The organism is Neobacillus ginsengisoli, assembly GCF_030813055.1.
Map to the genome: position 1 here is coordinate 36,717 of NZ_JAUSTW010000003.1, position 13,268 is coordinate 49,984.

The 13,268-nt window shown below is 41.2% G+C and carries 9 protein-coding genes and 1 other annotated feature (1 of these 10 only partly in view); of the genes, 1 reads left to right on the forward strand and 8 read right to left on the reverse strand.

Annotated elements, in window-relative coordinates; translation table 11 throughout:
* Positions 1–13 (forward strand) — a binding site (T-box leader); it begins 202 nt to the left of the window's first position.
* Between the two features lie 139 nt (positions 14–152).
* Positions 153–1,796, forward strand: a complete 1,644-nt coding sequence (gene serA / locus J2S10_RS09300; RefSeq protein ID WP_307406875.1) for a phosphoglycerate dehydrogenase — start codon at positions 153–155, stop codon at positions 1,794–1,796.
* Positions 1,797–1,834: 38 nt separating this feature from the next.
* Here the strand turns inward: serA and J2S10_RS09305 are convergent, their stop codons facing one another.
* The 8 genes from J2S10_RS09305 to J2S10_RS09340 form a co-directional block, all read right to left on the reverse strand.
* Positions 1,835–2,962 carry an HAD family hydrolase gene (locus J2S10_RS09305; protein WP_307406877.1) on the reverse strand — a complete coding sequence of 376 codons (1,128 nt, stop codon included), beginning with the start codon at positions 2,960–2,962 and terminating at the stop codon, positions 1,835–1,837.
* Positions 2,963–3,167: 205 nt separating this feature from the next.
* Positions 3,168–4,643 carry an APC family permease gene (locus J2S10_RS09310; RefSeq protein ID WP_307406879.1) on the reverse strand — a complete coding sequence of 492 codons (1,476 nt, stop codon included), beginning with the start codon at positions 4,641–4,643 and terminating at the stop codon, positions 3,168–3,170.
* 205 nt (positions 4,644–4,848) lie between these two features.
* On the reverse strand, positions 4,849–6,060 hold the full coding sequence (locus tag J2S10_RS09315) for an acyl-CoA dehydrogenase family protein (RefSeq protein ID WP_307406881.1): 1,212 nt from the start codon (positions 6,058–6,060) through the stop codon (positions 4,849–4,851).
* A gap of 13 nt (positions 6,061–6,073) precedes the next feature.
* A complete protein-coding gene (locus J2S10_RS09320; RefSeq protein ID WP_307406884.1) occupies positions 6,074–7,258 on the reverse strand; it encodes a CaiB/BaiF CoA transferase family protein in 1,185 nt (394 codons plus the stop codon).
* 207 nt (positions 7,259–7,465) lie between these two features.
* Positions 7,466–8,884, reverse strand: a complete 1,419-nt coding sequence (locus J2S10_RS09325) for an NAD-dependent succinate-semialdehyde dehydrogenase (protein ID WP_307408100.1) — start codon at positions 8,882–8,884, stop codon at positions 7,466–7,468.
* A 40-nt stretch (positions 8,885–8,924) separates the two neighbouring features.
* Complete coding sequence (gene gabT, locus J2S10_RS09330; RefSeq protein ID WP_307406887.1) at positions 8,925–10,292, reverse strand: 4-aminobutyrate--2-oxoglutarate transaminase; 1,368 nt, start codon at positions 10,290–10,292, stop codon at positions 8,925–8,927.
* A gap of 53 nt (positions 10,293–10,345) precedes the next feature.
* Positions 10,346–11,719, reverse strand: a complete 1,374-nt coding sequence (locus J2S10_RS09335) for a putrescine aminotransferase (protein ID WP_307406890.1) — start codon at positions 11,717–11,719, stop codon at positions 10,346–10,348.
* Positions 11,720–11,739: 20 nt separating this feature from the next.
* On the reverse strand, positions 11,740–13,233 hold the full coding sequence (locus J2S10_RS09340; protein ID WP_307406892.1) for an aldehyde dehydrogenase family protein: 1,494 nt from the start codon (positions 13,231–13,233) through the stop codon (positions 11,740–11,742).
* Positions 13,234–13,268 lie beyond the last annotated feature (35 nt).

The window sequence follows — 13,268 nt, forward strand, 5'->3', positions numbered from 1 at the left end:
TCACGTCCCTCATAACAAGACGAATCTGTCTGTTATGAGGGGCGTTTTTATTTTTAGCAAAAGTGCCTTAGCCGGGGGCTTATGCAGCAGCTACAAATTTTTAGATTTTCATTTTATTAATCATTTAAAAGCACAGGAGGCTTGGATTAAACATGTATAAAGTACTTGTAACTGACGGAATTAGTGACACAGGTTTAAAAAGTTTAGTTGACCATCCCAATTTTACGGTGGATCGCCAGCCGACACTGCCGGAGGCGGAATTAAAAAAAATCATTGGAGATTATGATGCCCTTATCGTTCGCAGTCAAACCAAGGTAACGGAAGAATTACTCGAATCTGCCAATCAACTGCGAGTCATTGCAAGAGCAGGTGTTGGCGTAGATAATATAAACGTGAATGCTGCAACCCGAAAAGGGATTATTGTTATTAATGCACCAGGGGCCAACACCATTGCCGCTACGGAACATACATTAGCAATGATGCTTTCATTGGCTAGGAAAATTCCCCAGGCCCACCAAAAAACATTGACCGGTGAATGGGACCGCAACTCTTTTAAAGGCGTGGAATTGTACAAAAAAACCCTTGGCGTTATCGGAATGGGTAAGATTGGAACAGAAGTGGCGAAACGCGCAAAAAGCTTCGGAATGAATATTTTAGCATTCGACCCGTATTTAACAGAAGAAAGGGCAAAAAAACTAGGAATGACAAAAGCAAGTCTCGATTTAATTGCCCGTGAATCCGATTTTATTACGGTCCATACACCTTTAACAAAAGATACGAAAGGGCTGGTAAATGAAGAGTACTTACGTAAAACGAAAAAGGGTGTCCGGTTTGTAAACTGTGCCCGCGGCGGTATTATCGATGAGAAAGCATTGGTTAAAGCCATTCAATCAGGGCATGTTGCAGGTGCGGCTCTGGACGTTTTTGAAAAAGAACCGGTTGCTGATCCCGAATTGCTTCATAATCCGAATATTATAGTTACACCTCATCTTGGAGCTTCCACTGTTGAGGCACAGGAAAAGGTAGCTCAAGAGGTAAGTGCGGAAATTATTGAGATTTTCGAATCACAGTCGATTACCAATGCTGTTAATATGCCGCAAATGTCCGGCGAAGTGCAACAAAAAATGCAGCCCTATCTATTACTTGGCGAACAGATAGGACAGTTAGTCATCCAATTACTAAAAGAAGCACCATCAAAAATCGAAATCAACTATCACGGAGATTTGGTAGAAGAGGATACCGAACTATTAACACGTATCATGATTAAAGGAGTACTTTCCCATCATTTGAGTGACTCTGTTAATCTGATTAATGCCCTCCATCTTTTGAAGGAGCAGGGAGTTTCCTATAATGTCCAAAAAAATGCCACCAATAAAGGCTTTGCCAATTATATGGAACTTACTGTATCACAAGGTAACGAAACAGCTACTGTCGGGGCAACTGTCTTAAACGGCTATGGTGCAAGGATTGTCAAGATGAATCAATATCGGATCGATGTTAGGCCGGAAGAGCATCTTTTATACATTTTGCATCAAGATATGCCGGGTATGATTGGTAAGGTCGGTTCATTACTTGGGGATTATCAAATCAATATCGGTACGATGCAAGTGGGCAGAACAACAGTAGGCGGCCAAGCGGTCATGGTTTTAACGCTTGATAAAAAAGTAAATCCAGAGGTTATTCAATCACTTACATTAATTAATGGTTTAAACGAAGCACAATCTTTGGAATTATCTAATGTCGAAACGGTTGAAGCTGGACGGCAAGAGTTGCAGAAGGTTGAAAGTGTGAAATAATTTTAAGAGGGATTGCTGCGGCAATCCCTCTTCTTCTTTTAAAAAATTTCATTCAAGTCCAATACAGAATCTAATATATAATCAGCTTCATGCTTTTCAAAGTCAATTCTGGCATCTTTCCCTGAAAGGCCTGTTAACACAGCTGCGAATTTGCAGCCCAATTGTCTTGCTGCCAGCAAGTCCGCCAGAGAGTCCCCAACAATTAAAATCTCTTCACCATTTTCAATCGGTAATTCAATCCGTAAACAATGATCGTTCGAAGTGTTCTTACCGTAAAGTCCCTTGATGTAGGTAAATGGATGCGGCTTAGATAGTGATTTCTTTTCTGTTAATTCTTTTTCAGCATTCAGTACCTCATCTGCTGTCACAATATGATTTTCATCAAAATGCTTAAGCCAATCCAAATGGTGAAAAGGCTGAATCGTTTCCAGTGCCGGTCTTCCTGTGCCTACCCCAATCTTGAAACCGGAGTTTGTTAAAAATCGAAACAGCTCATCGATATCTTTTGAGGCAGCCAATGTTGTTTCGTTTGCTAAAAATCCCTTCTTACCTAGCTGCACAGATGGTCTGCCCGTAGAGGCTATAACGTTTTCATCGCCCACATACCATTCTTGAGAAACATGCTCACACACTGACCAGAGGGCATCATGCCCCTTGAATAGCGTCGTATCAACCCCGAGCTTTTCTTTTGCCAGTTCATTAAGATAGCAGAGCAATTCTTGCTTCGTCGCATCTGACCGCTCGAAATCCGGAACAAACGTTTCGAATTGGGTGGTCACATGATAGTGATTGAGCGTTTTCCCAATTTCGACTAATGCTTCTCTATCAATTGCGTTTTGCATCCATTTGGTAATTTTTTCAAATTCCACATCTTTAACTTGCGACAACAGGTGTATCAACTGGTAGCCGAATGTTAAATAGATCATATCCCAGTTGGCGTTTAACCCGCGTGATTTTTGAAACTTAAGGACAGTATCATGTTGAAAAACATTCTCTCTTATCGATTTAATCTCATCTTTAGTATAATCTGTCTTAAATTTATCGGGTGACAGTGCTAAGTAATTTTTACTTATTAGCATCTCCCAAACTGTCAATGCCGAGGCATCAAAATAATGCTCCTCGCTTAAAAGAACCCCATCAACGTCAAACAAGATCGTTTTAATCATTCCATCTTCCCTCGTTCCTTAATCTGCTTTTATACTGTATCGTACCACAGTGAACGATAGATTTTAAAGAAAAAATGATATAATCTTTGCTTCGCGACAAACCACTAAAATCAAAAGCCGTATGCTTTTAAATTCTAGCAACACGGCTTTTTTAAAAATTAATTTTCGTGATTGATGTATTGACTATAACTTATTCCCTCATAGATCATAAATCTTTCTCAAGCCCGAAACTGGCAGGTTCAGAGTTCCCTTGCAGAGCCTTATCACGAGGATAAACAGAAGAATAATAGTAAACAGCACCTAGTAACATTACACCTATGGCCAAGAGCGGGACGGAATAATTCATATACCAAGGTTGATCGGGAGAGCGTGGCCAGCAAAGATTGACAATGACGAATACCCCCCAGAGAAATGATAATAGATTCACAATCAACCCCCATTTTCCTAAATTCCAGGGGGAGGTGGTTGAATTCCATCCTCGACTTCGAGCGATAAGTGCACCAATGGATACACTTAAGTAAGCGAGATAGATTCCGACAACGCAAATGTTGACGATATAGGTCTCAGCTGAAGCGGAAAGGACTAATAGAATCGTAAATAACCCGCTAAATACAATGGCCGCCACTGGTGTATCATGTTTTTTTGACATTTTAGCCCATAGCTTGGAGCCGGGAATGTTGTTATCGCGGCCAAAGGAGAACAATAAGCGGGACACGGTGGCCTGAACAGCCGTGCCGCATACGAAAATAGCAATTAAGGCTAAGACGACAAACGCATTCGATACCCCTGTTCCCAGGTTCTTTTCTAGAATGTAAGTTAGAGGAACCGCAGCTTTCGTTGCCTCATCAAGGTTAGGAATAGCAAGCACGAACGCCCACAGAGCTAACCCACCAATGATAAAAGTCAAAAATAAAGAAGATGTAATGGCCTTCGGAACGACCCTACGGGGGTTAATTACTTCTTCTGCGAGACTACCTGCCGAATCAAAACCAAATAACACCCATGTGGAAGTAAGCATGGCTGCAAGGAATACTGGCAAATAGCTTCCTGTGCCAGCTGTTCCTGCCGTTTCAAACGTAAAGCTAAAGGGATGATGAACTCCAACAGCAAAAAGGGCAATGGCCAAAACAATCATGGCTACGATTTCAGCTATCATTCCAATATTATTAACAAGGGCAGTCAATTTCACGCTGAATGCGTTGATAAGGGTTTGAAGGATCACCATGACTGCAGTAATAATGACAAGTAACGTATGATTTTTCGCATCCAGTCCCATTAGCTCTGCTATATACGGCGCCCCCCCAAAATCGACGGAGGCGATAGTTGCAAGTAATGCGATCAAATAGATCCAACCAGAAAACCATGCATAGGTGTTTCCTACCAGGTGCTTCGTCCATTGATAAATAGAACCAGCGACCGGATAGTGAGAAGCGACCTCCCCCATCGTAAGTCCAACAAGCAGCTGACCTACGAATACAATAGGCCAACTCCAGATAAAAGCCGGGCCTCCAGTAGTTAAACCAAATCCAAACAAACTGAATATGCCTGTGGTTGCTGAAATAAAGGAAAACGAAATGGCAAAGTTGGAAAAAAAATTTAGATTTCTCTTTAACTCTTGTTTGTAACCTAGGCTCGCCAGATCCGCAACATCTTTGTCAATGGAATGTACCTCTTTAGACAAATGTATCAACTCCTCTATAAAGTAGAGCCTGACCTGGCCCAATTAATCTTTAATCCACCCCACTGGTTCCTTCTTCTTTTCTGGTTAAAACAAGAAATGTTTTATCTTCAATAAATACTTCGTTAGCTTCGACGTAATTCTTAGAATTTAGGGATTTAGCCACGATTAAAAAATTGTTGATAGTCGTTCGGAATTTGTTAATTTACTATTTACATTCGATAGCTGCCTCTTCAAACGGCCAAGCTGGAAGCTTCTTTCGAAGTGGTTTGTCCTCTCTATACCCAAGAGCATACTCAGCTTGCATAATTGTATGAATTTCCCTCGTTCCTTCATAAATAACCGGTGCCTTTGCATTACGTAAATACCGCTCGACAGGAAATTCATTTGAGAATCCATAGGCCCCATGAACTTGTACGGCATCGTTCGCAGCTTCAAAGGCGGCATCGCAAGAGATCCATTTTGCCAATGAGGTTTCTTGTGTGTTTCGTTTACCATTATTTTTTAACCACCCTGCTTTAAAAACTAGTAAACGAGAAATTTCAAGATTAGCTGACATTTTAGCAATCATTTGTTGCACGAGCTGATGCTTTCCGATTTCTTTTCCAAACGTTTTTCGTTCTTCGCAATACTTTACACTTGCCTCAAGCGACGCCATAATTGTTCCGCATGCTCCCGCTGCTACAGTGAAACGGCCATTGTCCAATGCTGACATGGCAATTTTAAATCCCTCGCCTTCAAACCCGAGCAAATTTTCAGCTGGAACTTTAACATTTTCTAAAAACACTTCACCAGTATTTCCGGCGCGGATTCCTAGCTTCCCTTTAATGGCTTTCGATGAAACCCCTACAAAGTTCCGCTCAACAATAAAACAGGAAATGCCATGTTGCTTCGCTCCTGGATTCGTTTTGGCAAAAATTAAGAAATGATCTGCTACATCACATAATGAAATCCACGTTTTTGAACCATTTAATAGATAGTATTCTCCCTCTTTTATAGCTGTAGTTTCCATAGCTGCCACATCAGAGCCGGCATTCGGTTCCGTCAACCCGAAGGCACCAATTTTTTCTCCGGCAGCTTGTGGAACAAGATATTTTTGCTTCTGTTCTTCAGTCCCCCATTGTAATAGAGTCATACTGTTTAAACCCGTATGAACAGAAACTGCTGTGCGGAAGGCGGTATCCCCTCGTTCTAACTCCTCACAAACGATTGCGAGTGTATTATAGTCCATTCCCACTCCGCCATATTCTTCCGGGATACATACCCCCATAAGCTGTAATTCGGCTAAGCGTTTCAAGATATTCTTTTCAAAATGTCCTTTCTCATCCCACACCTTAATAAAAGGTATGATTTCGCGATCCACAAACGTTCTAACTACTTTTCTCACGCTTTTTTGTTCTTCAGTTAATGAAAAATTCATTTTAACTTCCTCCTTATAAAATATGGTCCTGTTTCAATATTTCAATTTCAGATTTTGTGTAACCCAGCTTCATCAGAATTTCTTCAGAATGTTCACTATGCATTGGTGGATGACGATCGATTTTTACAGGTGTTTTTGAGAATTTCAAGGGTGATCCGACAAGTTTCAGGTCTGGAATGGTTGGATGATTTACATTCACAACCATTTCCCTCGATTTGGCTTGGCCCGACTCCATCGCTTCCTTCACATTGTAAATGGGCCCATTCGGGATGCCTGCTTCGTCTAGCAGCTGTTGCCATTCAGCTCTTGATTTCGTTTTAATCCTTGCTGAGATGATTTTAATAAGCTCTCTCTTATATTGCAGCCGTCCTGTATTAGTTGCATATTGCTCCGACAGCAGTTTCTCATCTTTCAGCAGGATTGCTAGATTTCGATATTGCCGGTCATTTCCCACAGCGACTATAAAATTCCCATCACTTGCCGTAAACACCTGATATGGCACGATATTCGGATGATCATTACCTAATCGTTCAGGAATATTCCCGGAACATAAATAGTTACTTGCTACATTCACCAAAGCTGCAAGCTGTGAATCAAATAATGAAATATCTATTTCCTGCCCCTCCCCCGTTGAATTTCGATACTGCAATGCTCCTAAAATACCAATACAAGTAAAAAGGCCTGTAAGAACATCTGCAATGGCAACCCCCACTTTTGTAGGCTGTGTTTCTTTTTCACCCGTAATGCTCATTAACCCTGACATTGCCTGGATGATATAATCATAGCCTGGCAGATGAGAGGAGGGGCCGTTAGTACCGAAACCACTGATTGAGGCAAGGATTATCCCTTCATTGATTTCCCTCATCTGCTCATAGCCAAAGCCTAATCTCTCAAGTGTCCCAGGCTTAAAATTCTGAACAACAACATCCGCATCCGTAATCAGCTGTTGCAAAATTTCTTTACCTTTTTGGGTTTTTAAGTTTAAGGTAATTCCCTGCTTATTTCGGTTTGCACAGAGATAGTAAGCACTTTCTCCCTCTAAAAAAGGAGGCCCCCATCCCCTTGTCTCATCACCGGAATCAACACTTTCAACTTTTATAACCTCTGCTCCCATATCACCTAAGATCATTGTGCAATATGGTCCTGCTAAAACACGGGATAAATCTATGACTTTAATTCCACGCAATGGGCCTGACAATGTTCATCCACTTCCTTTTAGAATTTAAAATGAAGGACAAAAGCGTGACAGTTTCCTCTGAAAAAAACCAGCAAAAACGATCAATGACAAATAAAGTCACTGGAGGTTTCACTGGCATTCATTTGTGTTTTTTCCTCTGGCAGGAGGATTAAACGAGTTCGGCAGTCACATCTTAGGGGTACAACCTAAAAGGGTATTTTATTAATTTTAATCTAAACCAATGGATATATATTTTACTTCTAAAAATTCTTCAATCCCGTAATGTCCGCCCTCTCTGCCAAGTCCGCTTTCTTTATAACCTCCGAATGGAACTTGAACAGCTGAAGGCAAGGCATCATTAAGCCCGATGATTCCATACTCTAACTGCTCTGTAATTCGAAAGGAACGACTTAAATTTTCTGTATAAACATAAGCAGCCAATCCGTAGCAGGAATCATTTGCCCTTTCAATCACTTCTTCTTCTGTTTTAAATGTCGAGATTGGTGCAAGAGGACCAAAAATTTCATCTTTCATACATTTCATATCGTCGTTAACATTGGTCAGTATGGTAGGAGCATAGAAATAGCCGTTTTCCACTGAAGGCTTCAGACCGCTATAAGTGACCTTTCCTCCCTTTTTCAGGGCATCATTGACCAGACCTTCTACTTTTTTATAAGCTGCTTTATCGATTAACGGTCCGATATCAGTTCCTTCTTCTAGGCCATCGCCGACTTTAAGCTTCTCTAGTTCCAGCTGAAAAAGTTGAATAAATTGCTCTGCAACTGTTTCTTGAACATAAACCCGATTTGTACAAATACATGTTTGACCGGCATTTCGAAATTTTGATTGAATAAGTCCAACTGCAGCTTTCTCTAAATTAGCATCTTCCATGACAATAAACGGTGCATTGCCTCCAAGCTCAAGTGAAACTTTTTTTACATTTTCAGCAGCACCTCTCATCAAGGTTTTTCCAACCTCTGTCGAACCAGTAAAAGTAATTTTTGTTACACGTGGATCCTTCAGCCACACGTCACCAATTTCAGAGGATCTTCCCGTTATTACATTTAACACACCGTTTGGGATTCCTGCTTTATGGGCAAGCTCTGCCATTTTCAAAGCAGTAAGCGGTGTTTGATTTGCAGGTTTTATAACGGCTGTACATCCTGCTGCAAGAGCAGGAGCTACTTTTCGGGTTATCATTGCCGCAGGGAAATTCCAAGGAGTGATCGCTGCAATCACTCCCACCGGTTCTTTTCTTACCAGAATTCGTTTATTAGGGTGCGAGGCTGGGATGGTTTCCCCATAAATCCTTTTTCCCTCTTCTGCGTACCAGGAGATAAACCCATTTGCATACTGGACCTCCCCTAACGCCTCTTTTAATGGTTTTCCTTGCTCAATCGTCATAATTTTGGCGATCTCATGTTTGCTTTCTTCAATTAAATAGAACCATTTCATCAAAAGCTGATATCGCTCATCAGCAGTTTTTTTCGACCAAGTTTTAAATGCTTTTGATGCTGAATCAACAGCCTGTTCAGCTTCATAGGCTCCACCTGTCGGAACAGCACCAATTACTTCATTAGTTGCAGGATTTATTATTTCCGTAAAAACCTCATAATCATTTCCAATCCATTTTCCATCAAGATACATTGGATAGATTTGATATTTTTGTTTTACAATATCCATTTCATTACCTCCTAACTGACACGGCAGGATCATTTACTAAGACGACTTCAATGGCTTCCTCAAGAATTTGTAACCCTTCCTCAAGTTGATCATCCGATATCGTTAATGGCATAAGAATTCGTATTACGTTACTAAAAAGTCCTGCGCTTAGTAAGATAAGACCTCGCTCACCTGCCGCTTTGACAATTTTAGCCACTGCCTCTTTATCAGGAGTTTTATCATATTTATTTTTTACAATTTCCATTGCACACATTGCACCTAAGCCGCGTACATCACCAATACTCTCGAATCGTTCTGCCAGAAGCCCCATTTTTTCTATTACTCTATCTCCCAATTTTTGTGCTCTGTCATTAAGGTTCTCACTTTCAATAATATCCAAAACTGTTAATGCTGCACGGCATCCAATCGGGCTTCCAGAGTAGGTGCCGCCAATTTCCCCTGCATCTGCTGCATTCATTACGTCCACCCTGCCAATTACACCACTTATAGGTACACCAGCACCCATTGATTTTGAAATCGTAATTAAATCAGGTACGACACCGAAATGATCAATCGCGAAATATTTCCCAGTCCGTGCAAATCCAGTTTGAATTTCATCTGCAATAAACAGAATTCCATGTTGACTGCAAATTTCCCTAACTCTTTGGACAAACGCGATATCTGGTACAATAAATCCGCCTTCCCCTTGAACTGGCTCCATCACAACAGCAGCAATCGTTTCAGGAGCCACTTCAGCAAGTAAAAACTGCTCAAACTGCTCGATGATCATGGCGCTATATTGCTGTTCGCTCATTCCTTCAGGGCGACGATAGACATACGGATAAGGCGCCTTGTAGACCTCTGGAGCGAATGGGCCAAATCCGTATTTATACGGCTTTACTTTACTTGTCATCGTCATCGTCATTAGCGTTCTACCGTGGAAGCCCCTAGTAAAAGACACGATTCCTTGGCGTTTTGTATATTTCCTTGCTATTTTTACAGCATTTTCAACAGCTTCTGCACCGCTGTTAAAGAAAGCTGCCTGTTTTTCGAAATTACCAGGAGCCAGCTTACAAAGTCTTTCTGCTAATTGAATGTAAGATTCATACATCATGACATTAAACCCTGTGTGAATAAATTGACTTGCCTGCTCCTGAAGTGCCCTTACGACTCTTGGATGCGAATGTCCAACATTAAGCGTTCCGATCGCACCCGCAAAATCGATATACGTATTACCATCAACATCTTCAACAAGAGCTCCCTGTGCTTTTTTCACAAAGGAATGGCAATTATTGCTGATTCCTCTCGGTACATACTTATTTCTTTGCTCCAACAGCTCCTTTGATCTTGGACCGGGTATCGATGTTTGGAGCTTAACATATTTCTTTTCCACTTTTCCTGCCCCCCAATATAGATTCATACCAACACTTTTTAATAATTCACTATTTATACTGACACTTGGGATAACACCTGTTTAAAGGTGCTGACTACTTTATCCACCTCTTCATAGCGGATAGTCAGTGAAGGCTCAATGCGAATTGTTTTCGAGTTGATCAATGTTCCTGCTACAAGTACGCCAAGGTCAAACATTCCTTTTGATACATCATAACCGATTTCATCTTTATGGAACTCAATACCAATCATTAACCCTTTTCCACGGATTTCAAGTACCTTATCCTCATGACCCTTTGCTGCTTTTTTCAATTCTTCAAGGAAATATTCTCCGACCTCTGCTGCTCTTTCTGGTAATTTTTCTTCAATCAATACGCCAATTGTTGCAATCGCAGCGGCACATGCCAATGGATTTCCACCGAAGGTTGTTGTATGCATAAATGGATTTTCGAACCAGCTCTTGAACACTTCTTCCTTAGCCACAATCGCACCAGCCGGCATCACACCGCCACCAAACGCTTTTGCGAGACAGATAATATCAGGAACCACCTCATATAAGTCTGCAGCAAACATTTTTCCTGTGCGTCCCATTCCAGTTTGTACTTCATCGAAAATTAACAAGGCACCAAATTGGTCGCAAAGCTCTCTGACTTCTTTTAAGTAGTTTTCAGGCGGAAGGATGATTCCCCCTTCACCTTGGATCGGTTCAAGAATAACGGCTGCCACATCTTCTCCGACAGAAGAGCATACCTCGAATGTTTTTCTCATCATATCAATATCGCCAAATGGTACATGGCGGAATCCAGGGATTAACGGAAGGAATGGTTTTCGGAACATTCCTTTTGCCGTTCCAGATAATGAACCAAGACTTTTCCCATGGAAAGCACGCGTTGTTGAAATAAATGTTGTCCGTTCACTGTACATTTTGGCCAGTTTTAATGCTGCTTCTACACTTTCTGTACCGCTGTTGGTAAAAAAGGCATATTTCAAATCGCCAGGGGTAATATCAGCCAAAATTTTTGCTAACATTGCACGAAGCGGGTCAAGAAGATCCTGACTATGCAGTGCCTGACGCTTTAATTGGTCAGTAACTGCTTTTACTACTTTTGGATTGCGGTGCCCCACATTATAAATGCCAAAACCTCCAAGGCAATCAATATACTCCTTACCGTTTACATCCTTAAAGCATGAACCATTGTCCGACCATTCTACTGCCGCAAATTGACCATCTTTTGTTACTGTTTTACGGTAAGAAAGAAATCCTGGGTTAACATGCTCGCGAAAGCCATCCACCGTTTCTTTTGTAATCCAACCAGCTTCTTCTTCGTTAATTTCCTCTTTTTCTATTAAACTTAAAACCTTATTAATGTAATCGCTCACATTTTTATTTTGTTCCTTTTTTAATTCACGGCTTAAATCGATACTCATAATAAAACTCCTCCTAAATTTTAGTTTGAAAACCAACCAATTGGTTCCACTTGCAAATTGATATTAATTTGTTTAATCTCCTGGAATTCCTCAAGGCCAAATGTTCCAAGACTTCGTCCAATGCCGCTTTGCTTATAACCACCCCACGGGGCCTCATTATAAGTAGGGTGATAGGAATTTATCCATGTAATGCCAGCACGGAGCTTTTTAATTACCCTTAATGCCTTTGCGCCATTATTGCTAAAAACACCACCTGCAAGACCATAAACCGTATTATTAGCAAGCTTCACCGCTTCACTTTCATCTTTGAATTTCTGAATGACAACGACAGGACCGAATATTTCCTCCTGAACAATTCTCATCTCTTGCTTCACATCTACGAAAACTGTTGGTTCAACAAAGTAACCCTTTTCTAATCCATTGCTAACGATTCGATTCCCACCGCAAGCAATCGTAGCCCCTTCCTGCTTTCCAATCTCAATATAGTGAAGGACCTTTTCAAGATGCTCCTGGCTGACAAGAGGCCCCATCTCTGAAGTAGAATCTTTTCCTGGTCCCACCTTAATTTGTTTTGCTCTTTCAACAAAGCGGGCTACAAATTTATCATAAATACTCTCTTCTACAAGGATTCTCGAACCAGCGGAACAAACCTGCCCAGCACCGGCGTAGATTCCAAATAGAGCATAATCGATAGCGGTTTCAAAATCAGAATCGGCAAAAATGATATTTGGTGATTTTCCGCCTAATTCCAGTGAAACCTTTTTCATTGTGTCTGCTGCAGTCTTCATAATATGTTTTCCTGTTTTAGTACCACCTGTAAAAGAAACCATGTCAACCTCAGGGTGGGAAGCTATTTCATGCCCGACCACTGGACCTGCTCCCAAAACCATATTCGCAACCCCTTTTGGAAGCCCCACTTCTTCAAAGATTTCAAATAGTTTTTTGGGAGTAACAGGTGTAACCTCTGACGGTTTAAATACAATTGTATTTCCGGCTGCTAATGCAGGAGCAATCTTCCATACACTCATTAATAGTGGATAATTCCAAGGAACAATCAGACCACAAACTCCAACCGGCTCACGTACGACCATGGCTTGCATTGGATCAGCTACATGATAGGTCTGGCCATCAGGCTTCGTGATAAGTCCTGCATAATAGCGGAAACAAGCGGCCGCATCTCCAACATCGAAGCCCGCTTCCCGTAATGTTTTACCGTTATCCATTGTTTCAAGCTGAGTCAATTCATCTGCATACTCGTCAATTTTGTCAGCAATTTTAAATAAATAGGAGGCTCTTTCTTGCGCGGATAAACCTGACCATACACCTTCTTCAAATGCTCTGCGGGCAGCATAAATAGCTTCTCTAGCATCAGCGACAGTCGCTTCAGGGGCATATGTAATCACTTCCCCATTAGCGGGATTTATTATCGGCCGTGTTTCTTGATTTTCTGATTCCTTCCACTTTCCATCAATAAACATCTTTAGGTTTCCAACTCGGTTTTTTATCTCGACCATTCGTTAATTCCTCCTTTATTACCCCTTTACTAACT

Coding starts and splice junctions, on each gene's coding strand:
- J2S10_RS09315 (WP_307406881.1), bottom strand. CDS start 6,060: ATGAATTTTTCATTAACTGAAGAACAAAAAAGCGTGAGAAAAGTAGTT.
- J2S10_RS09305 (WP_307406877.1), bottom strand. CDS start 2,962: ATGATTAAAACGATCTTGTTTGACGTTGATGGGGTTCTTTTAAGCGAG.
- serA (WP_307406875.1), top strand. CDS start 153: ATGTATAAAGTACTTGTAACTGACGGAATTAGTGACACAGGTTTAAAA.
- J2S10_RS09325 (WP_307408100.1), bottom strand. CDS start 8,884: ATGTATCTTGATGGAAAATGGATTGGAAATGATTATGAGGTTTTTACG.
- J2S10_RS09335 (WP_307406890.1), bottom strand. CDS start 11,719: ATGAGTATCGATTTAAGCCGTGAATTAAAAAAGGAACAAAATAAAAAT.
- J2S10_RS09340 (WP_307406892.1), bottom strand. CDS start 13,233: ATGGTCGAGATAAAAAACCGAGTTGGAAACCTAAAGATGTTTATTGAT.